Raw genomic sequence first — 24,480 nt, 5'->3', positions numbered from 1 at the left:
AGTAATAATCCTTTTTTGAATGTTCACAATTTGTTCACTAAAAATTCGTCTGGTCTTCCACCCCCCCTAGTAGAATGAGGGTCTAGGCTACTAATGGAGAAAAATCATGCGTTTGAACAAACAATTCTACTTACCAATATTAATTGCATTGCTAACCGTTACAGGTCCAATACAGGCCGTGACAGCTGCCGAAGTGATGACAGCTGATGACGTCAAAACGGATAAAAAGCTACGTCTACCAAATGACGGTCGCTCTGACTTGCAAGAATTGATTCAGCGCGTCGCTACTGGTGATACGGGTGACGATCAGCCAGCAGAGACTGAACCTGATGAAACGGAGACGCCTGAAGTAGCTGAAGTGGAACCTGAACAGCCAGCAGAAGCAGACCCACAAGTCGAACAGCCAGCGGTGGCGAAAGCGGATAGCAAACCAGCTTCGTCTGGCAAGGCACCACGAGCAATAACGACAAACACGAACGGCACTAGTACTTGGACATTTGATTCGGATACTGGTTTGTTGGTTTTTGGGGAGGGTACCTTAAGTCAGAGAATTAACACTAATTTAGCAAATGCCAATATTGCCTCGACCGCGGTTAAAAGCATTCAATTTGAAGGCAACGTGATAGCACCAGTATCAATGACTAATTTATTCGCTAATCTAGTGCAACTCAGTGAGTTGATTGATTTGCAAAATTTTGATACGAGCAACGTCACTTCAATGGCATATTGGTTTTACAATACTAAAGCGCTTACCAATCCTGATTTAAGTTCGTTGAATACTAGTAATGTGACGGATATGTCTAATATGTTTTATGAGAGTGGTGTCACTAATTTGGACTTGAGTAGTTGGAATGTTGATAAAGTTACTACGTTTGGGTATATGTTTGCTCAAGCTGTTGAATTAGCGAGTTTGAATGTATCTAATTGGGGTAGCAACCGTACGGCAGACTCAGCTAATATGGCGTACATGTTTTACGGTACGAGTGCCTTAACCAATTTAGATTTAACTAACTTTAAGACGACCAATGTCACATCTATGAGTTTTATGTTCTACAACACACCTTTAGCCAGCCTTGATCTCAGTGACTGGGACGTCACAAAAGTGGCAGGTTTCGATAGCATGTTTTATCAAGCAACAAAGCTAGCAAGTTTGAATCTTACCAATTGGGGCGTTGGGCGCACAGTACCCTCAGTTAGTATGATGTCCATGTTTAGAGGTACTTCTGCCTTAACCAATTTAAATTTAACGAACTTTAAGACGACTAATGTCACGGGTATGAGTTATATGTTTTGTCAAGCGAGTGCCTTGACCAGTCTTGATCTCAGTGACTGGGACGTCACAAAGGTAACAAATTTCAGTTATATGTTTTATAATGATACAGCGTTAACCACTTTGAATTTGTCGAATTGGGGTAACAATCGTACAGCAACAACTGTTAGCATGTCTTATATGTTTGCTGTATCAATTGGTGCGATAAGTGAGCTAGCTACTTTAAATTTGACAAATTTTAAGACTAATAATGTTACGAATATGTCTTACATGTTTCAATGTACTAGATTAAATAAATTAGATTTACACACTTGGGATGTCGCAAAAGTTAGTACTTTTGCTAATATGTTTTACCAGGCAAAGTTAACGGCTTTGAACTTGTCAAACTGGCGGAACAATGATTCATCAACCTCTACCAGCATGGCCAGCATGTTTTCTCAAACGCTTGCATTGACTGAGTTAAACCTTTCAGATTTTTCAACAGCAAATGTTACTGATATGTCGTCAATGTTTAGTGCAACTCAGCTAGAATTTTTAGATCTTCACATGTGGAACGTTACCAAAGTGACATCATTTTCTTTTATGTTTAATAACGCTAAAAATTTAAAGGAATTAAACTTAACAGATTGGGGAAGTAGTCGTACGGCAACCACTGTCAACATGAGGTATATGTTTTATGGCACGGAAACATTAACTACTTTAAACCTGACTAATTTTAAAACAACAAATGCTAGCAATATGGAGTATATGTTTTATGGTACGGGTCTCGAAAGTTTGAACTTAAGTAGTTGGGATGTAACTAAAGTCACAAATTTTATTTACATGTTTTGTGTAACTTCGAGCTTAAAGACCTTGGATTTATCTAATTGGGGCGTTGATCGCACAGCGTCGGCTGTTACCATGCGTTGTATGTTTTCAAATTCTACTGCTCTAACTACTTTAATTCTGACTAATTTTAAGACTACCAATGTCACGGATTTATCTGATATGTTTCGACTTACTGCATTAACTGACTTAGATCTTAGTAACTGGGATGTAACTAAAGTTACAGATTTTAGTAGCATGTTTAATAACTCAAAAATAAGAACCTTGAACCTTTCGGGTTGGAATACGCTTAGTGATGTTCGCAATTTCGACGTCACGTTTACTGGGACTGCTGATCTCTGGAAAATCACGTTGAGTGAGAATATTAAGTTTACCAAGATTTCTACTTTTGTGACAGCACCATCTATTGGTACAACGATTACAGATAACGGACAAAACTACAAAACCACAAGCGCGTCTTGGCAAATTGTTGGTACCGGAACGGACCATCACCCAACCGGAGACATGGTTACCACAACGGAAATGTACGCTGATCGATTAGAACCCGTTACCTATGTTTGGGCGCAAGCGCCCACTTTTGATGGCGTTGCTAACCTTACTTTTGGTCCACTTGGGGCTGGGAATTTCCGTAATGGCAACAAACCGTTGGCAACTAATATGGCAACCGGCACAGTTAATCTCATCAACTTGGAAAGCGGGATACCGTACAAAGTGTCTGTGGTACAAACAAGTGATTGGACTACATCTGGTCAATCAGCAACGATTTCAAAGAATGATTTGAGTATTCAATATGGTGACAATAGTTTAACCGATAGCGTTGACTTCTGGTCGGGTAATTCGACAACCAGTCAAAAGAGTATTTTGTTTAATCACAATACCACTAACGCATTTAGCATTTGGCTAAATCCTAACGCGGTGATTGACACTATATTATTAGGCAAACAGTTACAATCAGAATTAACTTGGACATTGAGCGAGACGCCGTAATCAAAAAAAGACATCGAATCAATTAATTCGATGTCTTTTTTTGTTAGGTTTTAATTTTAGAAACTTGTAAAAGTCGATAAGCAGACTGAACAAAATGTTTTTAAATTCAGCAAACATTGCTGGTGTAGCCAATAAAAAAGAGTGATACCAAGCGTTTCACTTAATTTCACTCATTATTACCTTAATTATGCCGCCGGTGGGAGTCGAACCCACACGGTGTTGCCACCACTGGATTTTGAGTCCAGCGCGTCTGCCAATTCCGCCACAGCGGCATATGCTGCGTGGTTGTCTGATTTCAAACAACTACACTAGAATACCAAGATATCGCTACCCTGTCAACCCTTTTTATTTTTTTCTCTTTCTTCAGCCAAAAATTCTTCGTGTGTTTCTTTTTTCAGAACGTGCGAAACGTGATTCAAGGCATTGTCTAAAAGCGTCAAAACATGAGAATCGCTCAAGCAATATAGAATTTCACGCCCTTGACGTTTGGTTTGCACTAATTGTGCTTCACGCAAGAGTTTCAACTGATGAGAAACAGCCGATTGTTCCATATCCAAAATCGCGATAATTTCCGAAACACTGTAAGCGCGTTCACGCAAAAGCTCCAAAATTGTTAATCGCTGACGATTGCCCAATAATTTAAAAATGGTTTCTAGTTCAATAATGACATCTTTTTTCATACCCCTATTATAACAGGGTAAATAAATGTTGTAATGTACCAGCTGCAAACATGACATAAATACCGAGTGCAACATAGATAATCAGCTGTACTTTATCACCAAAGCGTTCTAATAGTCGGTAAATAATCGGCATTTGTGTCACTCTATAAGCAAGCAATAAAGCCAACGATAAAATCACAATAAAGATTACAAAAATTATTGGTAACAACGTTAAATTAATCATTGTAAAATATGGCACATACAGCACAATGTTATCAGCACCACATGTTGCTATCGTAATTCCCACCATTTTGAGAATTAGTTGTTTTTTACCGGATTGGCGTAAATTATCCGCAACTTCAGCCACCTCATCTGAGTCGGAATAATAATTTTTGATACCAATAATAATTGGCAAAATACCCAACAAGCCTAATAGCCATTCTTCAGGCACTTGTTTGAGTCCTAGAGCAATAACTACCGAAATCATCACTAACACTGCGTTACCAAGGTAAGCGCCGAAAACGACTGATCGTACTTGTGCTGGTTGACGATATTGTCCAAAAATAAATAGCAAAATAATAAAATAATCAGTTGTCGTCCCAATATATGATAGTGCCGCCGTCATCAATGTTTGTAACATGCCTTCAATTTCCTTTATATGAATTTATATTCATATAAATTATAACATGAAATATTTTTCATGTATAGACCAAAAAATAACTGCCGCTTGATATCAACCATTTTCAACAGCGTTTACACTGTTTGAAATAATCGTTTTAATCAATTAGCAGTTATGTGTTTAACTATCGTGACGTGCGACCATTGATGAAATCTTTGCATGGCGAGCAACGTAAGCGGCTTGTGAACCTAGCGATCCCCAGAAACCTTCACGCGAATGTGCACCAACAATAATCAAGTCAGCGCCAACACGTGGTGCAATATCCTGCACAAGTACCTCGCCTGCCTTAGCGCCATCCGCAAAAATCGTTTCAACGTTAACGGCCCCTTTTGAGACAGCATACGCACGATATTTTTCCAAATTAGCTTCAAACTCGGCACGTTTTTCTTTAATAAAATCAAGGTGTAGTGCGTCGATTGTTGACAAATCACCCATTTCTAAAACTGTGGCAATTGTCAACTTTGATCCGTCTTCACTAGCCTGATGAATCGCATTAGCTAAAGCAAAGTAGCCTTGCTGTGATTCATCAACACCAACTAAGATGTTTTTAAATTGCATTGGTTCGATGTTTAAGTTTAATTCACTCATGATATCTCTCCTCTTAGGCACCAAATAGTTGACCAATAATTTGAACAACCAATTGAATATTCAAAACTGTTAAGACAGCGAATGTAATCCATCCCAAAACTGTCATCCACATTGGGTTAGCAAATTCTTTACCCATAATCTTTTTCGATGATGTGAATAAAATTAATGGTGCCATAGCAAATGGCAAAGCAACTGACAAGAAGACCTGTGAATAAACTAGCAATTGATCCAGTTTATCTTCAGCACCACCGTAAATCAATGTGAAAGCAACAACTGGAATCAAAGCTAATCCACGTGTTACGACACGACGCAACCACATTGGGATACGCATGTGTAAGAAGCCTTCCATAATGATTTCACCGGTTAATGTACCAGTAATCGTTGAGTTTTGACCTGATGCTAGCAAAGCAACCGCAAATAGTGTTGATAGTATTGGTGAAGCAACTGCACCAGCAATTGTCTTATCACCCAAAGCACTATACATTGAACCAAAAGTACCAACTTTATCAGCGTGACCAAAGAACAAAGCCGCTCCCAAAATCAAAAGTAATGAATTGATAACAAAAGCCAAAGACAATTGGATATTTGAATCCCATGTCATAAAGCGAACCGCTTCTTTAATTGCAGATTTGTCATTACGATCAACCTTACGTGTTTGTGAAATTGATGAGTGCAAGTAAAGGTTGTGTGGCATAACTGTAGCACCAATAATACCCAAAGTCAGTGTCAACTTAGAGTCGCCACCACCAATAGGTGAAGCACTACTTAAATCTTGTAGTTGTGGCAAATAACCACCAAACAAAGCTGTCAATTCAGGCTTTGATAGCACAACGAGATAAGCAAAGATAACCAAGATTGTGATGATAAGCGTCATCACAATCGCTTCAATCTTTCGGAAACCAAATTTCATTAGTAACAGCAGCAAAACAACATCAAAGGCTGTCGTCAGAACAGAGGCAATCATTGACCAACCAAACAACAAGTGTAAGGCAATCGCGCCACCAATAACTTCAGCGATATCTGTGGCCATTAATGCCAACTCTGTCATAATCCAAAGTGCAATACCACCTGGTTTGTTAGTGCGATCACGCGTTGCTTGTGCCAAATCTTCTTGTTTGACAATACCTAATTTACCGGCCATATATTGTAACATCATGGCAATCAATGATGAAATCAATACGACTGATAACAAAACATAACGGTACTGTGCACCACCACCAACAGAAGTTACCCAGTTACCCGGATCCATATAACCAACGGCAACAAGAGCACCAGGGCCTGAAAAGGCTAATAATTTTCGCCAGAATGAACCATCTTTCGGTGCTTCAATCGAGCTGTTAACATCACTCAAACTCAAAGTGTCATCAGCATTTTCAACTAGATGATGCTTTGGGTTAACGCTTGTAGAATCTTGCATTCTATCTCTCCTTTAGATTTCTCCTCAGAACAAAATAAACGAATTTCGACTTGACATATCGTGAATATTCACTTGTCGGCAAACTTACTGCGTGCCAAACAGATACAACAAGTGCTAAATAAATTTCATAAAGGGTTTCATTCAACACCGCAGTTGAAAGCTTATGAAAATTACCTAACTCGACTATTGTCGCTCCAGTACATATTACATATTACACGCTATTCACAAAACGTCAACAACAAAAAAAAGCGCATTTTAAAAATTCGCCTTTTTGGTGATTAAAATGAAAGAAAATTCTCTCTAAATCAACTTTTGTAATCCCTTTCATTAAATTATTACATTTTCGTAACATCACAATTTTAAATTTGGTTGCACGTTTGGTCAAAGCTAGATGTTTCAATTTGAATGGTGACATGACTAATATGAAAGGTTGTTCGCAGGGCACTGGTGATATCTTCTAAAATAACTTGCCCCTCAGTGGCAGTGCCATTTAACGAGAGATGAACCGTTAAGGCAGTTTCGGTAGTTGACAATGGCCATATATGCAAATCGTGAAACTGCGCCACACCGTTATGGTTAGCAATATACTGGGCAATAGCTACCTCATCAATGCCATCGGGTACACCATTTAGAGCCAAGTTAAATGTTGATTTAATCATTGGCCATGATGTGATTGCAATCACCACACCAATAATCATCGAAACAATGGCATCTATTGCAACCCAACCGGTCCATTGAATGAGCAAGCCAGCCACAACAACACCCAAAGACACACCTGCATCAGCTAACAAATGAACGTACGCTGTTTTTTCATTGAGGTCATGTGACTGATGTCCGTGCTCATCAGGTACACCAGAAACTCTAAACAAGAATGCGGTCGAAAAATTAATCACAATACCAACAGCTGCCACAATCATAATTGTAGCCCCACTAGCATGACTGACATTCGAAGTAATCAAATCCCTAATACCTTCATAAAATATAGTTACGACGGCAAATATTAAAAGTAAAGAATTAAAAATACTGGCTAGTATTGACATATTATGCCATCCGTAAGTATGTTGTTTAGTAGCTTTCAAACCAAAAACAACCACCGCTAACCAAGCAATTATGAGTGCTAAAACATCGCTCAAATTGTGAAAAGCATCAGCAAAAAGTGCCGTCGAATGGGCAATTTTTGCAAAAATTAATTCTGCCAAAACAAAAACAATATTTAAGGTAATCCCAATCACATAAGGTCTTTGTTTCATTTTTAAAGTTTGATTTGTACGTGCCATCTCGTCTCCCCTGAAATATACTAACCTCATTCTACCACTTAATATGAAAAAATGTTCATATATTTCAAGTTTGTTGAAGATTAAGATAACGCCGCGAAAAAGTCACCCGCGTCACCCACAATTTGATCAATAGGATATGGCGTTGCAATATATTCTAAATTGACAGACATAACCGTTGCTTGCGGACTAGCATATTGAAGCAGTCCGGCAAATGGATAGACCTGAAAACTCGTCCCCACAATCACAATCAAATCAGCTTCCCGAACCCAAAGTGCTGAACGTTCCACCTCAAACGGCATTTCCTCATAAAAAGTAATTCTTGGTCGTAAAATGGCGTCATCAGCTCTTTTCATGCTCTGCAAATAGTCATGATAATCGGCTTTTTTGCCGTCACGTGGTGCATAAATATCATAGAGAGAACCATGAAAACGAATCAAATTTTCTGGCTTTGAACCTGCTTTAACATGTAAGTCATCAACATTTTGCGTGATAATTTTGGCTCGATTAGCTTGTGTCAAGGCAGCCATTTTGTCATGAATAACATTCGGTTTAGCTTCAGGAAAATACATATTATCAATCATAAATTGATATTGTTTTTCTGGTTCATTTTGAAAAGCCGTGGCACTCAACAAGTACTCTGGTCGTAAGGCAACACCATCATATATTCCGCCTTTAGAACGGTAATCAGGAATGCCCGAGAGCGTTGACACACCCGCTCCCGTCATAAACACAATATGATTAGCGTCGTCAAAGCGCTTTTGAATTTCTGGTGTGACTAACATAATTTAAACTCTTTCGATGTAAGGTAATGCTAATTTTTTAAACAATTCTGAGACTTTCATAGCATATAATGCTTTGAAAAAAGCTGGTCGATCCGCTTCGTTTTCAGGTGGTGTAATGACAAAACTATTTTGCTCATCCCCCTTATTTAGACCGACATAAGCTGTCTTTTTGGTCTGAAAATCTGTCATTTCCGAATGGAAAATCGTAAATACCTGATTAACTGGTAATGCGAGCTGGCGTTGAGACAAAACACTTGTTAAGGTAACATACTCTTTTGCATTTACAGTAGGCTTTCCCCAACTGGCTAAAACTTCGTCAACACCAACAAATAATGTTACCATTTGGTGTCGAATTTGGCGTGATTGCTTCAAATCTGCCTTTAATATTGGCTCGGAAAGTTTCTGCGCAGCCGTATATGCGAGCGGATACTTATTTGCTAGAACAGCTGTAAAATCATTGGCCTCAACTAAATTATCGGCAAATACCAAGGCATCTAATACCATGAGCAAACGCCATAAACTCTCCTCATCCAGATCACCATTTTCTGGCGTTAGTTCAGACTGAACACCTGCCAAATATGCATCAGCCGTTTGTTGTGTCAACATTTGCTTTTTGGCTAATTCTCGGTAAGTAATCGCGTGAACAACTACGCGATGCATACGCGTTGCAATTTGAATTAATTGTTCATCTAATTTGTCATCCTTAAATGTCAATGCAAAAAATACTTGTGGTGTTATGCCATTGAAGGTTAGTAACATCTTCAACAGTTCATTAGCTAACAAAAAATCGCTCTCTGTTTCTTCCGCAATTTCAATCAACAAACGTTGTCCCAAGATTTCTTGATTAACACGGTCAATATGCAAAGCACCAGTGTTTTCAGCGCCCACTCGACTCATAACTGTGCCGGGATAAAGCTGGTTGACAGCATCTAGTAAAGATTTAACTTTTGGATTCATTTCTTATCTCCATTAATATTTTAGTTGCTAATTCAGTAGCAACATGCTTTTCAGCCATTAATCTTGGCACCAAGCGTTTAACTTCATCAACTTCAGCACCGACTTGCATGGCTAATGCACGGTATTGCATACGCATATGTCCTTGCTGAATGCCGCCGCTCACAATCGCCTTGAGAGCAGCTAAATTTTGTGCTAAACCAACTGAGACAATGACCATACGTAGCTCATCCGCATTGACATGTCCCAGTATAGCTAAGCCGTTTTGAGCAGCTGGCAGGACAGAAATCGCACCGCCAACTGTTCCCACGCTAATTGGCATAGTCAGTTCGCCATGCAATTGGTTATTTTTGATGGACCAAGTTGTCAGTGCCTGATATTGTCCGTTACGACTGGCATAAGCATGCCCACTCGCCTCAACGGCACGCCAATCATTGCCAGTCGCTAAAACTACAGCGCTAGCGCCATTGAAAAGCCCCTTATTTTCTGTCGTCGCGCGATAAGGATCACTTTGCGCAAAATGATTGAGCGCAACAATTTGACGTGCTACGTGTTCGCCCCCCACTCGTTCAAATGCAATGTCTGCCGTAGCAGTCACTAACTGTTGGGTCGCATAATTAGACAAAATAACACCCAGTGGATGAAACGATTCAAAAAGTGGTAACTCAGCTTCCAAAATAGTATCGACAATATTAGCGCCCATGGCGTCTTGTGTATCAATAATAAAGTCAACGCTTGTTTCATTTTCAGATACCTGACGCACAACGACGTCTAAAAGGCCACCACCACGTTGATAGATTGATGGTCGTGCTTGTCGCGCAATATCCAATATTTCTAAACGATGGGCTTGTACAAAATCAGCTAAAGATTTTTCAGTCACAAACATCATTTGCCCAATCATCGCTGTGCGACCAATCTGAACATCAATGCCCGCAGACAACATTTTTGCACCATTATTTGCAGCAGCAATCACGCTGGGTTCTTCAGTTGCCATCGGCACTTGATAATGTTGTCGATTAATCAGCAAATCACGGACAACACCAATCGGTACTCGAAAATCACTAATATAGTTTTCTACTAGTTGTGCATTAACTGTACTTTGTTGTTCTGACAAAGCGGCACGGACATCATCATCAATCGTTAACAGCGCCAGCCGTTCATCAGGTGTTAATTCATAAAACTTTTTAGTCATGTCTTTGTGATAAAGTTTCCGCGATTAAGCCTTCGCGAACCCCACTTTCTGAGAAAATAACTTTGGGCGCTTCAATCAAACGCATCAAATTAACGAGCGGTAAAAGGCCACTAATAATGATATCAGCACGTGTCGTCTCCAGACCGGCCACTTGCTCACGGTCTGCTCGTGTCATGTAACGAATTTCATCAAAGATCGACATCACCAATTCGTAGGACATCTCATAGCCATGAATTTGATTAATTTCGGCTTCGCCAGACCGCGTGCGTGCCATGCGTGCTAGTGAACGATTGGCGCCACCTAACAAAATAACAGGCTGGCCTTTTTGTGAAGATAACCAAGGTAAATTTTGATAAGATTGCACAATGTACTCACTAGCCACTTCAATGTTGCTCTGAATCACATCATTGGCTAACATGAATTGCTCGGATAAATTCACCGCACCAAATGGCAAACTGACCGCCGCCATGTTTTTGGCGTGATTAATAGCAATGAGTTCAACTGATGCCCCACCGGTATCTAAAATTACACCCGCTTCAACTTTTAGCGTTGCTTGAACACCTAGATAGTCATAATAAGCCTCTTGGTCACCTGTCAAAACTTGAAATGTGATTCCCGTAGCTGATTTCACACGTGCCAAGAATTCTGATTGATTCTTGGCTGTTCTCACGGCTGCTGTGGTAATCGCTCGTACTTCCGGTTCAAATCTTGCATAACGCGTCTGGAAATAACGCAATGCACCAATGGTTCTCGCCATTGGTTCTTCTTGCAAAATCAGCTCCGCACCCATATTTTGCGCAATGCGCGTGTCCTGCTTTTCCCGAACAATCTCGGTATACGTGCCATCTTTATGTAATTCTTCGACCACCATTCGAGCAGAGTTGCTGCCTAGGTCAACGATCGCTAAATAGCTCATAGTCTTATCCTAATTTTGATTTTAATAATTTAATTGTAACACATCTAGTCATAGCAACCGATAACAAGGATAACTTCTTAAAATAGTAATAATATATTAAAAAAATCACTATTATTTATAAATTGGTTAGTCCATGTTAAACTGGTTATTATGAAAATACTTTTGATGGCGCTAGGCGCACTGAGTTTTGCCATTGGCACAGTTGCAATTTGGATCCCAGGCATCCCGACGACCGGATTTTACGTTTTGACTGCTATTTTATGGTCTAAATCTTCAAAACGACTCGACACATGGCTACAAAATAATAAATATTACAAGCAATACGTTCATCAAGGCGTCTTTGAACGCCAGCTCCCTTTAAAAGCTCGTATCATCATCTATTTGGTGACGGCTAGCATGATGGCTATTCCATTCTTCACAACTGATTTAGTATGGCTAAAAATCGTCCTCCCACTCACTTCATTGACACAAATTGTTTCTATGGAAAGCTATTATCGTGGTTATCTTTGGCGTGATGGCATTCCTTTTATGAAAAATAATAACAAATAACATGGATAAATTATGCAACACAAAAGGCACCGACAGTTACTTGCGCACTGTTGGTGCCTTTTAGCTTTCTCATTGTGGATCAAGCGTTTCATTAATCATATTCAAGTTATACTCAGCAATGTAGGCATATAAGGCTGGTACAGATCCACCAAACTGGGTCCCTGTATTTTTAGCTTTCAAATCTAATGACTTGCGCAAAAGCGTTGTAGCACGTTGCTTTTCTGTTTCAGTAACCATTTGATAACTGACACCATTATACATATCGCCAACACCTTGTATATGTTCTGAAGTTTGGTTTTTAGTAGCAGACATATATTTCAACGCTACCGTGGTAAGATTATTGAACTTCATATCTGTCTGAACATTTTTGGAAATCGAACTCATAAATTTAGCGTTGAGTAATGTTTTTGCACTGGCCGACTTTTTAAGCAACGCCTTTAAAACTAACCGTTGACGCAACTGACGACCATAATCCCCTTGTGGATCATCATAGCGCATCCGAGAAAATGACAAGGCTGCATAGCCATTCATTGTTGTGTAAGTTTTAAAATTCTTGCCATCGGCCGCATATTCAAACTTTTCTTTACCTTTATAGAATTTATACACGTCTGGCTTATCGTTGTCTGGTTGATAAGTGAATGTCAATGGTGACACTACTTTGACACCACCAACCTGATTAATCAACTTCTCCAAACCACCCATATTGACTAACGCATAGAAATCAATCGGAACATTCAAATAATTTTGTAACGTTAGTATCGTCGAACTCACACCGCCAATTGGAAATGCCGCATTTAACTTTTGTGGAAAAGTGTTCTCATGGCCCACAATCGCTACCATAATGTCACGTGGAATAGACATCATTGTGGTGGTTTTCTTTTTTGGATTGACTGTGATAAGCATCATCGAATCAGTCAATCCTGTACGATCACGATCCAAGGCACCAGTATCAGTTCCTAAAACTAAAATTGAAAATGGTTCACCTTTTTTCAAAACTTGTTGGACGTCACGTGCTTTTGTAACCTTTGCACTACGGTACATTTTGTCAACAGATGTTTTCACATTACTCAACACCATTGACATCATGACACCGCCGACAATTACCAGCAATAGTAATATTGCAGCAAGCCATCGCCATTTTTTGCGTCGCTTTCGTGGCCGTGGTGGTCGCGGTGGCTGTCCATTTGGTACTGGTGCTGATTGTCGACGTGCCGCGCGGCTCATATTGTTTTCCATAACTTGTACCCCTAGTGCGTTCTAAAAATTCATTATACCATTATTTACACATTATCGTTTTGATTTACCAATTGTCTTAAAATATGTTGAAGATTTACAGTAGTGGCTATATCAAAAAAAGCTAATGAATAATCATTCACTAGCTAATTCGTTATGAGATGTTATTATGCTAAAGGTTCATTAATCGGCAGCTAATGCGTCAATTGTATTCAACTTGGCAGCCTTGCGCGATGGCACAAAGCTAGCAATTAAGGCAATAACTAGTGAGATAACCACTGCGAAGATAACATTGCCAACAGAAACCTGAACAATATTAAACTTAATCAAACCATAAAGGGCTGCGTTCATTGCAAACTGGGCTAAGTAAGCCACCACAATACCAAATATTGCTGAGATAATACCCATCAATAGGGCTTCATTCGTAAAGAGGCCACGAATATCTTTTGAACGCGCTCCCAAGGCACGTAATACACCAATTTCTTTTGTACGTTCTGAAACAGACATGTACGTTGTCACGATAATCATAATTGCTGAGACAAATAATGAAATACCCGCAATTGCAGCTAATACATACGACGCTAAGCTGGTAATCGTGTTAATTGTTTTCAACAGGGATCCAAGTGAAATGGCAGCGACAGCTTGTTTGCCATTCTCTTTCAAGTTATTGACTGCATCAACAGTTGCTTGAATTTCTTGCGTATCTTTGATTGATAGTGTTAAGAAGTTGGCAGTTGTCACAGCATTTGCTTTGGTTAAATCCTTTTTGATACCGGACGTTGTTGCAGCAAAGATTGTGCCACTTTGACCACCATCAGTAATACCAACAATTTTCATCGTTGATGTCACTGGTACTGGTTGGTTTTGAGCGTTATAAGCAACATACGTATAAGTGATATTTTTATTGAGTAATGACTTCCAATTTGTGTTGGCCTTCTTGGCAAAAGCCTTGTCGATCACAATTTCATTACTTGCCTTTGGCTTACGACCAGCCTTAATAACTTTGTCGGCATAGGCCGGTGTCCATGTTTGAATCTGTGTGCCAGCCTGTGATTGCGTATTACCATATTTGAAGACAGCACCATTGAATTGATAGCCTTTATAAACTTTGTCCACATGCTTAACCTGATCAATCTTCTTGATAAGTTGATCTGATATGGTAGTAGATGTGTAATCAGTAGCAGCCGCCTGCATTGTTGCTTGCGCGCGTTCAGTAGCAGTAGCGTCTTTACTATCCGTCGTATTTTTTAACACAGTTGGGTAATTAGGGTTAGCTAGCGAGTTCACTTGATCATTAATATAACCCTTAATACCGTTTCCTAGTCCTAAGAATAGAATAACTGAAAAAACACCAATTGCTGATCCGAAGATAATCAGAAAGTTTTGTAGCTTCTTGAATTTCAAATGGTCAAACGCCATGTCCCAAACTGATCCTTGTGATAGAGGTCTAGATGTTAGGCGATCAGTTGTAGCCGGTGTTTCAAACCGTGGCTTAAGATTCTTTTCTTCATCTATTTTACCATCAGCCATGTGTAAAATACGTGTGCCGTAGTCTGCAACTGCTTGAGAATGTGTGACAACAATGACTAATTTGCCTTCTTGCGCAATCTGTTCAAGTAATTCCAATACTTCTTTGGTATTCACAGAATCCAACGCACCAGTTGGCTCATCAGCAATCATCACGTCAGGATCAGCAGCCAACGCGCGAGCAATTGCAACACGTTGCTTCTGTCCACCTGACAGTTGAGAAGGATATTTATGAATGTGTTCTGCCAAGCCAACTTTTTTTAACAACTCCGTAGCACGTTGCTTACGTTGTGAAGCTGACAACGTCGTCATATTCAATGATGTTTCAACGTTTTCCAAATTAGTTTGATAATTAATCAAATTGAAACTTTGAAAAATATAACCAATTGTTTGGCGGCGGTAAACATCAAGTTTCTTTTCTTGTTTGTGGTCTAACTTCTCACCATTAACTTCAACCGTTCCTTCGAAATTTCGGTCTAAGCCACCAATGATGTTCATTAAGGTTGATTTTCCACCACCAGATTCTCCTAGAATTGAGACAAATTCACCTTTTTCAAATGACAAATCAATGCCCTTTAAAACAGGAAATTCATCTTTTCCGAGAAAATATGATTTGTGGATATCAGTTAGTTTTAAAAATGCCATGGCTGATTTCTCTTTTCTATAATGTGTGTTTAGTTTATCATAAGTATTCCACGATGTAAATTATTCTTCGTTACACAGTAGTCCAGAGACTGGTAATCAAAGCAAAGTTTAATCGGTCACAATTTGCTCATGTACGTACTCTGCATACAGTTCGTGAGACGCCAAAAGTTCTTGATGGGTACCGGAACCAGTAACTTCACCATGTTCGATAAAGTAAATATTGTCCGCATCAACAATTGTAGATAAACGGTGCGCAATGACTAAAGTTGTGCGATTTTCCATCAATTTTTCTAAAGCGCGTTGTACCATCGCTTCTGATTCAGAGTCTAAGGAGGCAGTTGCTTCATCTAACATTAAAATTTTTGGATCACGCAAGAATGCGCGTGCAATCGCCAAACGTTGTCGCTGCCCACCTGAAACTTTGACCCCACGCTCGCCAACTTGTGTGTCCAGTTTTTGGGGCATTTCAGACACAAATTGTTCTGCATACGCCAAATGCAATACATGCCACAGTTGCTCAGCAGTGTAGGTTTCTTCTAGACCGTAAGTCAAATTTTCACGAATTGTTCCCGCCATAATGGCGGAATCTTGGGATACAAATCCAATTTGTCGCCGCCATGAACTCAAACTAACATTGTCAATATTATAGTCACCCACCTTTATTTCACCTGACGTGGGTTGGTAAAAACGTTCAAGTAATTGAAAAATAGTGGATTTTCCGCCACCAGACGGGCCCGCAAAAGCGACTATCGTATTTGGTTTAGCCTCAAAAGTGACATTCTTTAGAATAGGTTTACCACTTTCATATTCAAAGTCAACTTGATTAGCGACAATTGTTTGCCCTTCAACATTAATACTGTCACCCTTAGTTAAATCTTCAACTGGTGTGTCCAGTAACGTAATTAAGCGTTGTGTTGCGCCTTGTGTTTTAGCAAACGTTGATCCAAATGTCCCCACCGACACGAGTGCAGGCATAATTTGGAACAAATACATAATAAAACTAAACAACGTTCCCATGTTGGACTCGCCCTTAGCCACGCGCAGAGAGCCAACTACCAGTATTAAAACAAACAATCCCATCATCACCATGGTCATGATGGGTTGCATAACACCATCAACAATTGCTTCGCGACGACCATATTTAAACAAATTTTGAATCTGTTGAGCGCCCCGATGCAATGCGAATTTTTCCGCACCAGATGACTTAACTAACCGCATTTCTGATAATGTTTCTTGTGAAGCGCCTGTGAATTCAGCCATTGCATCTTGTGTTGCATGACCTACTTTTGATCCAAAAATAAAGACTGGTGTTACCAAAAGAGCAGTAACGGGTACGGCAATAAAAATCCAAATGGCCATGTGCCAGTCAGTGGTAAACATTAATATCACAGCACCAACCATGGCAATTAAGTTAGTTAAAAAACTTGGTAGAGCGTTAGCAACTAGTGTTTTCACTTGCGCAGTATCGCTGGTCAGACGAGAAGTTGTTTCACCAGATTTAACTTGATCATAGTAAGAAATTTTAAAAACAACAAGTTTATCCCAGACGATTTGTCGCAAATTTCGTACCAACTGTTCACCAGCAACGCCAGTTAAAAAGCTCCCTAATGCTGAAATAATCGCCCCACCAACAAAAAGAACTAAAATTAACGTCACCAATGAACTACTTAAATGAATATGACTGAAATTTTTTCCTGTAAAAGAGTTAATTAAATTTCCTGCATACTTCGGGGTCAGTAAATTAAAGACAACACCAATGATTGAAAAAAACAAACCAGACGCCATCCATTTAAACTGTGGGCGCGAAAGTTTGATTAAATGCCACAACCCAGAAACTTTTGCTTTGGGTTGTCCTTGAATATTTTGGTATGTCTTTACATGCCCGTTGCGATCAAATTCTGCCATTATACTGTATTTCTCCTAATACATAAATTTTAGCAATGATAACAATAGTTAATGGTTATGAAAACCAATTATTATCGTGTCGATTAAAGCCGTGTTTTGCCATATGTTCACGTTGCTGTTGCATGGCTTTAGTAAAGCGCTCATTTTGTTTGAGGTGCGCTTGTTGCATATGATTAAACATCATGCGTTCGTGTCCTTTGAAATTATCACTAATACTTTTAATAAAAGTCTCCGAAGCAACATGTTCATTTAAACGCTTCAAATATTCACCAAATGCCTGCCGCTCATCCTCACTAAAGATACCAAAAATATCAGCCTGAAAATCTTGACGAGTATTGTCTAAATGTTCAAGGTGTTGTCTGCCATCATCCGTAATTTTGACACGAACAACTCTAGCATCTTCTGAATCTTGGACACGTTCAACATATTTTGCAGTCTCAAGCTTTTTAATTAGCTGTGTCACAGATGCCGGCCGAATATCTAATATATCAGCAATGGTCCCTGCTGTCAGGTGATTCGTTGTTTCTGCTAAAATTCTTAATAATCGACGGCTATTATCTGGTTTTTGGTTTTGTCCGCCATACAGTGTGCGCGCTGCTACCCAAATCGCTGGTTGATGTACCAACCGCGTTAACTCATCAAAAATTTCTGTGTTATCCATTACTTACTCCTTAAATATTTATTTAGTTTAAATTTAAATTAACAAAATATATATTAGTCTTTTTAGTTTGTTTTGTCAACTATAAACTAAATAAATAATTTGAGCTTTGACAAACAAAAAAAAACAGCTCTCGCTGTTTTAAGGTTTATTTTGAACATACTTCCAGTAGGCATCGATAATTGCTGCTGCAATTTTACCATTAGTACCATCCAAATAATTATTCATACCGGGAATGGCCATCGCCATTGCCACAGGTTGACCTGGGACATAGGCAACAATCGATTCTGTAAATGTCTGATGGCCATTAGTTGTTGTTTCAGCAGTACCCGTTTTCGCATAAACATGTGGTGTTAATTTATGCAGTTGCGTACCGCCTGTATTATAGGCATCTGAACCATTAGCAACACGATTCATACCTTCATGGATAACTTGCCACTCATCAGAACTCAACTGAACTTGTCCCTGAACATTAGGAGAAGCTTTCCATACCGTCTTCATTTTAGTGCTATTAGGAATACTCTGCAAAACAGAATCAACCAAATGTGGCTGTATGAGGTAACCACCATTGGCAATTGTTGAAACATAACGCGCTAGTTGCAGTGTTGTGTATGTATCATATTGTCCAAACGACTCATATAAATACTTACCAATGTTTTCACCTGTGGTTGGTCCTCTATAACCAGCTGTTTCACCGCTAATGTCAATACCTGATTTAATGCCTAATCCATACTGCGCTAACCCATTTCGCAGTGTCTGAAAAGCATCGGAATTAAGGGCTAGAGGTGAACCAGCACTATATGTTTGTCCACCTATTTTCATACCTAATTGTACGAAATAGGTGTTAGATGATCGTTCCAAAGCGGTCTGTGCATCAACGGCTATTGGTGTTCCAGCCTTGTTCCAATATGACGTAATTGTTGGTGTACCTTGGATTTTGATAGCTTGATCGTACATCGTCGTGTTGGACGTTGATAAAACACCACGTTGGAAAGCTGTTGTCAAGACCGCTGGCTTCACAACCGATCCCATAACAATCGCGTGGTTAATGTTACCAGTTGGATCGGCCGTTTTCTTATTAGTACCATACTCTTGATCAACACCGGCCATAGCGTATATACCACCAGTATATGGATTCATAACAGTGGCATAAGCACCTTGAACATCACCTCCGGGTAAATTATCCTCAAGAATTTTTTGAACCGCTTTTTGGAATTCTGAATTAATAGTCAGCTTTAAGCTGTCTCCCGCCTGTCCATCATACTTGATGCTTGACGATTTCACAGTGCCATCTGTACCAGTCGTCACAACCGTTTGTGAGGCTGAACCCTTCAGCATTGATTCATAGGTCATTTCAAGACTAGAGTTTCCAACTGGCTCATTTTGAGAATAACCTTGGGCTAGCAGCGTATGCAAGCGATCATCAGGCAAACCCGTTGACTCATTAGTAACATTACCAATTAATGCCTTAAAATCATCACCTTGAGGATATTGTCGTGACCAACTAGTCCCAATTTTAATACCAGGGAATTGGCTGAGTCGTTCACCAATTTCAGCTAATTCTGTTTCTGACACATCATCTTCTTTAATAAAGGTCGTTGACAGCGCATACGCACCACTCATGCGCTGAAAAATCATCGCATCATTTTCATTAACAGAATCAATGAGATGATTTTTTTCAACATAATTAACAGATAAATCAGTTAACTGTGTTGCTGTATAAGTTTCACCCTTTTTCTTAGATTTGTTAATCTTTTTCTGGACAGCTGCTGCCTGTTTGGCATCTGCTAAATAAAAGTCAGCTTTGGATCGATCACTTAACCGAGATGTATCAACAGTCAGATATTTACCTAATTTTTCAGCCGTTTCACGCATAGTTGCAGAACTGATATTGGTTCCACGAGTGAAAGTAATAGCTGTTTGCGCTTTATTTCCGGCAATGACACGACCAGTTGAATCATAAAAGAGCCCACGTGGTACGTTGCCTTTTTCAACTGTTTCATCACTTCGATTAACTTCTGCTTTATAATCAGATCCCTGCTGAATCGTTAAAAAAGCTAACTGCACGGTAAGTGCAATCATCAGTAACAAGGAAATCCCTAACAATATATTTAATCGTGTTGGCAAATTAGCCCGCGCGTCGTTTTTATTATCACGATCCTCTAAATATGGGTTGCGTTTCATGTTTTTACCGCCAAGTTTGAATAATTACTCTATCTAGCTTACCACATTTACACATTCACTCGCTAAAATTTCCCGAGCTAATTAGCCGCGTCCAATCAAAGTCTTCAATAAACGATAGATTTTATACTTAATAGGATTGACAGGCATGGTGAAGTTGCCAACTAATTGACGGGCATACCCATTAAATGAAGTTTTGAAGCCCAATACACCATCACTACCATCAAATTTACCAGCAATGCCATAGAAATTGTAACGCTTAATCCCATGCTCAACTGCACGGTTAATCATAAGATCTTGTATTTGATATGGACCATAGTAGTCCATATATTCCTCATAAGTACCTGAATAAAGATAATTCATTTCTTGAGGTTGTTCAATGAACAAAGCACCAGCGACAACCACAACATTTTTACCCGCCATTTTCTTTTGGTCAGTTGCTTTGTCAATTCTCTTAATATGCTGTTGTTTTTGATCATCAAATTCAGCATATTGACGCTTGAATTTGTCATTATTCGGATACTTTTCTATTTTCTGATTGATTTTTGCTAATTTTTGATCTAGTTCAGAAATTTTATGTGTCTCTTCACTAATGTAATCATCAAAATTTAACTCAGCAAATAAAAAGGTTGCATCATCTTGATACTCATCATACACTGTTTGGTAAAAATTCAAATTTTTATCTTTATAATGTAATCTATTTGCTGTTTTTTGTGTCAATTCTTTAAAATCAGGTAGATCTTCACGTGATAATTGTCGTATTTTAATGCCAAATTGCGCATTTTTTTTCAGATAATACTGTGCATTTTTTGTAAACGATGCACGCACACTTTTCACGTCAGTTAATTCAGAAATGTCTTTTAAATATTCCCATTCAGGTGAGCCAGCCGTTGTAAATCCATCCACAAAGGGCACATGTGTGAAACCTAAACTTGTCATTTCCGAAATAAAACTATTGTTTTCATCACCAAGTGTTTCCCCATGATCATTTGCAAGCTTGAGTGTCACATTAGGACGAACTTCAACATAAAGCCCACCATTTTGGCGTGAAAATTTAGCAAATTCTGTCATAAAGAAATGAAATAGACTTTGGTTTTCAAAATCGAGTAATGGCCCACGGTCTATTGAGAAGATATAACCCAGTTTGACAGTTTCACGCATCACCAGTGCAGCCGCAACAACCTGTTCGTTTTCTTTAACACCTAGCAACCATATTGTGTACCCTCTTTTTTTCAAAAGATGGGCTTGTTCGATAGATTGCAAAAACGAGCCTGCTTCACTCTGCTTCTCAAAATTTGCGTAATCTGATTCAGATAATTCTGTAAATTGATATGACATTATTTTACCTCTGCCTTCTACTATACATGAGAACACAAAAAAAGTGGATAACGATTATCCACTTTTAAGCATTCATTAATGTGCATCAATAACAATCCAACCGTTATAATAACCAACACCAGCTTCAGTGAAGTTAGGGTTGACGATAAATTCAGTATGACCACCATTCACCATGCCAGTTTCGTAGTACCAAGCATTAATAACTGTTGCACCAGCGGCAAAACCATTAGCAACAACTTCAGGTGTGTTTGAAGCTTCATGAGTACCAAACCAGTTTGAAGAAGTGGCGATTGCTTGTGCACGTGCATTAGCTTGTGCAGTTAAAGCAGCTGAGACACGAATTGGCTTCAAACCAAGCAAGGCGCGCTTAGCGTTCCATGCATTGATTGTTGCATCAGATGTCGTAACTGTTGACGTGTTACTTGTTGTATTTGAACTAGTGTTTGTAGTAGAAGCACTGTTTGATGAAGATTGATTAGTTGTTGATGATGTTGATGTGCTAGTTGAAGTTGATGTTGTTGATAACTTCAATGTTTGACCAACATAAATCAAGTTAACATTTGAAATACCATTAGCAGAAGCCAATGTAGCAACTGTTGTACCATTAGCTGCAGCAATAGAGTTCAAAGTGTCACCAGACTTAACTGTGTATGTACCACTAGTTGTTGATGTTGAAGACGTTGTTGTACTTGATGATGTCGTTGTTGATGATGTTGACGTACCATTAGTTTGTAATGTTTGACCAACAAAGATCAAGTTAACATTTGAAATGTTGTTAGCGCTTGCCAAGGCAGCAACTGTTGTACCATTGGCTGCCGCAATCTTATTAAGTGTATCACCAGCTTTAACAGTGATTGTGTTAGCAGAAACTTGTGCAGCACCTGCAACAGCAAATGCACCAGCAGCTGCTACAACTGACTTTGTAATAGTAGATTTTTTCATATTCTTGAACTCCTGAAAGAGATTTTCATAATTAGTATTTGTTATTTGTTTGGTCTTCTCGACAAGTATTAGTGTATCAAATGGCTATGTCGTGTATATTGGAGATATTTTTCACTTTGTTGTCAATAATTCTGTTTAATCACATTTATTTCATAATGAGTACTTTGATGTCGATTTTGTGTCAAAACGGTTGCATTTATGTGTCACATAATTGAACCAGCAATGCTGGGATACCAACTTTTAGATAATGTTTGGATGCGAACTTGATGTGTTCGTCGATGCACTGCAATGAAATGATTACCCCCGACATATATACCTATTTCATAAGGCTTATTTTGAGTACCCCAGAAAAGTATGTCACCCGGTGTCGCTTGTAATACGCCCAATAAGTGGTCCATTTGATCAATGAGCTTTTCAGGGTCTGTAGACCAACGACTGCCATCATTTACTGGTACTTTAGCATGAATAAGTTGTTGTGAAACAAAACGACCGCTATCGCGGTCGTTATATGTTTGGCCAACTTTGTTTAAGGCAAGTTGTAAATAATTGTTTTGCATATTAATGTGCGTTGATAACAATCCATCCATTATAGTATCCAACACCCGCTTCAGTGAAACTAGGATTGATAATGAAAGCTGTGTGACCACCATTAACCATCCCTGTTTCATAGTACCATGCGTTAATAACTGAAGCGCCAGCACCAAAACCATTAGCAACCACTTCAGGCGTGCCTGAAGAAACATGTGTACCAAACCAGTTTGATGACGTTGCAATCGCTTGTGCACGGCCTTGTGCTTGGGCTGTCAATGCAGATGAAATACGAATTGGGTTCAATCCCATCTTGGCGCGCATAGCGTTCCATGCGTTGATTGTTGCGTCTGCAGTCGCTGAGCCTGTACTTGTTGATGTTGATGTACTTGTCTGAGTAGTTTGTGCAGTAGTTGTCTGTGTCGTAGTTGTTGCCGTTGAGCCACCGTTAGCTTTGTACGCATTGTATTCAGCCATTGTCATGTAGCCATCTTTATTAGTATCAGCAGCGGCAATATAAGTAATTGCTTCTGAAGATGCAGATGAACTTGTTGCAGCTGACGTCGTTGTCGTAGCTGCAGATGAAGTGGTTGAGCCACCGTTAGCAACATAAGTATTATACTCACTCAAGCTCATGAAGCCATCGTTGTTAGTATCAGCAGCGGCAATATACTTCAAATTGCTTGTATCAACTGCTGCCGATGAAGCAGTTGACGCTGCAGAAGATGCGGCAACTGTTGCAACTGTTGCTGCAGATGAAGCAGCCGATGTCGCTGTTTTAAGTGACAGCTCTTGACCAGTTAAGATCAAGTTTTGGTTTGAAACACCATTTAACGAAGTCAAAGTTGAAACACTCACGCCTGTCTTTTCGGCGATTTTTGATAGCGTGTCACCACTTTGAACAGTATATGAACTACCATCAGAAGACAAACCAGAAACTGATTGCGTTGATGTGCTAACTTCTAGTGAAGTACCTGTTAAGATGAGGTTTTCATTACTGATGTTGTTGTTCTTAGCTAGTTCAGCAACTGTTGTGTTGTTTGCAGCAGCAATAGCTGACAACGTGTCACCAGACTTGACTTCTACTGTATTAGCAGATGCGGCCGCATGACCACCGACAACAGCGGCTGCTCCAGCTGCTGTTGCTAACAAGGTCTTCTTGATATTATTGCTCATATGTATTAACTCCTGGATAGATTCAATTCAAACATTAAATTTTTGATGTGTTATTAAGTATTTCTTAAGAACAATATCCAGTATACCTACTCGGTGTAACGCAAACATTGTATCGTTTTCTCAATCAGATAACAATGTTACAGTATTATGACAGCGCCCGTTTTAGGCTGATTTTATAAGGTTTTAAAGGGAAATTTTTTTTGATTTTTCAACAATTTTTGTCAAAAAAGACGACTAAATCATTTTTATAAT

Annotated in this window: 20 protein-coding genes and 1 tRNA gene; 2 read left to right on the top strand and 19 right to left on the bottom strand. The window is 39.2% G+C overall.

Going from position 1 to position 24,480, the window contains the following annotated elements; all coding sequences use genetic code 11:
• Nucleotides 1-637: 637 nt before the first annotated feature.
• Nucleotides 638-3,082, top strand: coding sequence for a BspA family leucine-rich repeat surface protein (locus tag FF105_RS01280; RefSeq protein ID WP_415605277.1), 2,445 nt, complete (start codon nucleotides 638-640; stop codon nucleotides 3,080-3,082).
• Nucleotides 3,083-3,270: 188 nt separating this feature from the next.
• Here FF105_RS01280 and FF105_RS01275 read toward each other — a convergent pair.
• The 10 genes from FF105_RS01275 to FF105_RS01230 form a co-directional block, all read right to left on the bottom strand.
• A tRNA-Leu gene (locus FF105_RS01275) sits at nucleotides 3,271-3,354 on the bottom strand.
• A 63-nt stretch (nucleotides 3,355-3,417) separates the two neighbouring features.
• Nucleotides 3,418-3,762 (bottom strand): ArsR/SmtB family transcription factor, encoded by a 345-nt coding sequence (locus tag FF105_RS01270; RefSeq protein WP_139968369.1) that lies wholly within the window; start codon nucleotides 3,760-3,762, stop codon nucleotides 3,418-3,420.
• Nucleotides 3,763-3,769: 7 nt separating this feature from the next.
• Entirely contained in the window at nucleotides 3,770-4,381 is a 612-nt protein-coding gene (locus tag FF105_RS01265; RefSeq protein WP_010287347.1) for a cadmium resistance transporter, read from the bottom strand.
• A gap of 159 nt (nucleotides 4,382-4,540) precedes the next feature.
• Nucleotides 4,541-5,008 carry a universal stress protein gene (locus FF105_RS01260; RefSeq protein ID WP_010287346.1) on the bottom strand — a complete coding sequence of 156 codons (468 nt, stop codon included), beginning with the start codon at nucleotides 5,006-5,008 and terminating at the stop codon, nucleotides 4,541-4,543.
• A gap of 13 nt (nucleotides 5,009-5,021) precedes the next feature.
• Nucleotides 5,022-6,425 carry an Nramp family divalent metal transporter gene (locus tag FF105_RS01255; protein ID WP_010287344.1) on the bottom strand — a complete coding sequence of 468 codons (1,404 nt, stop codon included), beginning with the start codon at nucleotides 6,423-6,425 and terminating at the stop codon, nucleotides 5,022-5,024.
• A gap of 359 nt (nucleotides 6,426-6,784) precedes the next feature.
• Nucleotides 6,785-7,702 (bottom strand): cation diffusion facilitator family transporter, encoded by a 918-nt coding sequence (locus FF105_RS01250; RefSeq protein WP_010287342.1) that lies wholly within the window; start codon nucleotides 7,700-7,702, stop codon nucleotides 6,785-6,787.
• Between the two features lie 80 nt (nucleotides 7,703-7,782).
• Nucleotides 7,783-8,484, bottom strand: coding sequence for an NAD-dependent protein deacylase (locus FF105_RS01245; protein ID WP_010287340.1), 702 nt, complete (start codon nucleotides 8,482-8,484; stop codon nucleotides 7,783-7,785).
• Nucleotides 8,485-8,487: 3 nt separating this feature from the next.
• Complete coding sequence (locus tag FF105_RS01240; RefSeq protein WP_010287338.1) at nucleotides 8,488-9,441, bottom strand: hypothetical protein; 954 nt, start codon at nucleotides 9,439-9,441, stop codon at nucleotides 8,488-8,490.
• Nucleotides 9,425-10,630 (bottom strand): hydroxymethylglutaryl-CoA reductase, degradative, encoded by a 1,206-nt coding sequence (locus FF105_RS01235; RefSeq protein WP_010287329.1) that lies wholly within the window; start codon nucleotides 10,628-10,630, stop codon nucleotides 9,425-9,427. The genes FF105_RS01240 and FF105_RS01235 overlap by 17 nt, the downstream gene beginning before the upstream one ends.
• Nucleotides 10,623-11,546 (bottom strand): Ppx/GppA phosphatase family protein, encoded by a 924-nt coding sequence (locus tag FF105_RS01230; protein WP_010287327.1) that lies wholly within the window; start codon nucleotides 11,544-11,546, stop codon nucleotides 10,623-10,625. Before FF105_RS01230 ends, FF105_RS01235 begins: the two co-directional genes overlap by 8 nt.
• A gap of 150 nt (nucleotides 11,547-11,696) precedes the next feature.
• On the opposite strand from FF105_RS01230, the gene FF105_RS01225 reads away from it, so the two are divergent.
• On the top strand, nucleotides 11,697-12,095 hold the full coding sequence (locus FF105_RS01225; RefSeq protein WP_010287325.1) for a YbaN family protein: 399 nt from the start codon (nucleotides 11,697-11,699) through the stop codon (nucleotides 12,093-12,095).
• A 69-nt stretch (nucleotides 12,096-12,164) separates the two neighbouring features.
• Here the strand turns inward: FF105_RS01225 and FF105_RS01220 are convergent, their stop codons facing one another.
• The 9 genes from FF105_RS01220 to FF105_RS01180 all read right to left on the bottom strand — a co-directional run bounded on the left by FF105_RS01220 (nucleotide 12,165) and on the right by FF105_RS01180 (nucleotide 24,228).
• Nucleotides 12,165-13,331 (bottom strand): LCP family protein, encoded by a 1,167-nt coding sequence (locus FF105_RS01220; protein ID WP_010287323.1) that lies wholly within the window; start codon nucleotides 13,329-13,331, stop codon nucleotides 12,165-12,167.
• 180 nt (nucleotides 13,332-13,511) lie between these two features.
• Nucleotides 13,512-15,500 carry an ABC transporter ATP-binding protein/permease gene (locus FF105_RS01215; RefSeq protein WP_010287321.1) on the bottom strand — a complete coding sequence of 663 codons (1,989 nt, stop codon included), beginning with the start codon at nucleotides 15,498-15,500 and terminating at the stop codon, nucleotides 13,512-13,514.
• 108 nt (nucleotides 15,501-15,608) lie between these two features.
• Nucleotides 15,609-17,405 (bottom strand): ABC transporter ATP-binding protein, encoded by a 1,797-nt coding sequence (locus FF105_RS01210; protein ID WP_010287319.1) that lies wholly within the window; start codon nucleotides 17,403-17,405, stop codon nucleotides 15,609-15,611.
• 55 nt (nucleotides 17,406-17,460) lie between these two features.
• Entirely contained in the window at nucleotides 17,461-18,066 is a 606-nt protein-coding gene (locus FF105_RS01205; protein WP_010287317.1) for a MarR family winged helix-turn-helix transcriptional regulator, read from the bottom strand.
• Between the two features lie 138 nt (nucleotides 18,067-18,204).
• Nucleotides 18,205-20,247 carry a penicillin-binding transpeptidase domain-containing protein gene (locus FF105_RS01200; RefSeq protein ID WP_010287314.1) on the bottom strand — a complete coding sequence of 681 codons (2,043 nt, stop codon included), beginning with the start codon at nucleotides 20,245-20,247 and terminating at the stop codon, nucleotides 18,205-18,207.
• Nucleotides 20,248-20,328: 81 nt separating this feature from the next.
• On the bottom strand, nucleotides 20,329-21,582 hold the full coding sequence (locus tag FF105_RS01195) for an aminoacyltransferase (RefSeq protein WP_010287312.1): 1,254 nt from the start codon (nucleotides 21,580-21,582) through the stop codon (nucleotides 20,329-20,331).
• A gap of 75 nt (nucleotides 21,583-21,657) precedes the next feature.
• Nucleotides 21,658-22,524, bottom strand: coding sequence for a LysM peptidoglycan-binding domain-containing protein (locus FF105_RS01190; protein WP_010287310.1), 867 nt, complete (start codon nucleotides 22,522-22,524; stop codon nucleotides 21,658-21,660).
• 203 nt (nucleotides 22,525-22,727) lie between these two features.
• A complete protein-coding gene (locus FF105_RS01185; protein ID WP_228934764.1) occupies nucleotides 22,728-23,081 on the bottom strand; it encodes an NlpC/P60 family protein in 354 nt (117 codons plus the stop codon).
• A gap of 1 nt (nucleotide 23,082) precedes the next feature.
• On the bottom strand, nucleotides 23,083-24,228 hold the full coding sequence (locus FF105_RS01180) for a CAP domain-containing protein (protein ID WP_010287306.1): 1,146 nt from the start codon (nucleotides 24,226-24,228) through the stop codon (nucleotides 23,083-23,085).
• Nucleotides 24,229-24,480 lie beyond the last annotated feature (252 nt).

The sequence above is a fragment of the Leuconostoc sp. UCMA20149 genome (assembly GCF_030400235.1).
GTDB lineage: Bacteria > Bacillota > Bacilli > Lactobacillales > Lactobacillaceae > Leuconostoc > Leuconostoc pseudomesenteroides.
Note: the sequence above shows the minus strand (reverse complement) of the source record. Positions and strands in the feature narration are given on the sequence as shown.

Excerpts from the sequence above, each read along its gene's own strand:
- FF105_RS01280 (WP_415605277.1), top strand. The coding sequence starts at position 638 with ATGACTAATTTATTCGCTAATCTAGTGCAACTCAGTGAGTTGATTGAT.
- FF105_RS01270 (WP_139968369.1), bottom strand. The coding sequence starts at position 3,762 with ATGAAAAAAGATGTCATTATTGAACTAGAAACCATTTTTAAATTATTG.
- FF105_RS01265 (WP_010287347.1), bottom strand. The coding sequence starts at position 4,381 with ATGTTACAAACATTGATGACGGCGGCACTATCATATATTGGGACGACA.
- FF105_RS01260 (WP_010287346.1), bottom strand. The coding sequence starts at position 5,008 with ATGAGTGAATTAAACTTAAACATCGAACCAATGCAATTTAAAAACATC.
- FF105_RS01255 (WP_010287344.1), bottom strand. The coding sequence starts at position 6,425 with ATGCAAGATTCTACAAGCGTTAACCCAAAGCATCATCTAGTTGAAAAT.
- FF105_RS01250 (WP_010287342.1), bottom strand. The coding sequence starts at position 7,702 with ATGGCACGTACAAATCAAACTTTAAAAATGAAACAAAGACCTTATGTG.
- FF105_RS01245 (WP_010287340.1), bottom strand. The coding sequence starts at position 8,484 with ATGTTAGTCACACCAGAAATTCAAAAGCGCTTTGACGACGCTAATCAT.
- FF105_RS01240 (WP_010287338.1), bottom strand. The coding sequence starts at position 9,441 with ATGAATCCAAAAGTTAAATCTTTACTAGATGCTGTCAACCAGCTTTAT.
- FF105_RS01235 (WP_010287329.1), bottom strand. The coding sequence starts at position 10,630 with ATGACTAAAAAGTTTTATGAATTAACACCTGATGAACGGCTGGCGCTG.
- FF105_RS01230 (WP_010287327.1), bottom strand. The coding sequence starts at position 11,546 with ATGAGCTATTTAGCGATCGTTGACCTAGGCAGCAACTCTGCTCGAATG.
- FF105_RS01225 (WP_010287325.1), top strand. The coding sequence starts at position 11,697 with ATGAAAATACTTTTGATGGCGCTAGGCGCACTGAGTTTTGCCATTGGC.
- FF105_RS01220 (WP_010287323.1), bottom strand. The coding sequence starts at position 13,331 with ATGGAAAACAATATGAGCCGCGCGGCACGTCGACAATCAGCACCAGTA.
- FF105_RS01215 (WP_010287321.1), bottom strand. The coding sequence starts at position 15,500 with ATGGCATTTTTAAAACTAACTGATATCCACAAATCATATTTTCTCGGA.
- FF105_RS01210 (WP_010287319.1), bottom strand. The coding sequence starts at position 17,405 with ATGGCAGAATTTGATCGCAACGGGCATGTAAAGACATACCAAAATATT.
- FF105_RS01205 (WP_010287317.1), bottom strand. The coding sequence starts at position 18,066 with ATGGATAACACAGAAATTTTTGATGAGTTAACGCGGTTGGTACATCAA.
- FF105_RS01200 (WP_010287314.1), bottom strand. The coding sequence starts at position 20,247 with ATGAAACGCAACCCATATTTAGAGGATCGTGATAATAAAAACGACGCG.
- FF105_RS01195 (WP_010287312.1), bottom strand. The coding sequence starts at position 21,582 with ATGTCATATCAATTTACAGAATTATCTGAATCAGATTACGCAAATTTT.
- FF105_RS01190 (WP_010287310.1), bottom strand. The coding sequence starts at position 22,524 with ATGAAAAAATCTACTATTACAAAGTCAGTTGTAGCAGCTGCTGGTGCA.
- FF105_RS01185 (WP_228934764.1), bottom strand. The coding sequence starts at position 23,081 with ATGCAAAACAATTATTTACAACTTGCCTTAAACAAAGTTGGCCAAACA.
- FF105_RS01180 (WP_010287306.1), bottom strand. The coding sequence starts at position 24,228 with ATGAGCAATAATATCAAGAAGACCTTGTTAGCAACAGCAGCTGGAGCA.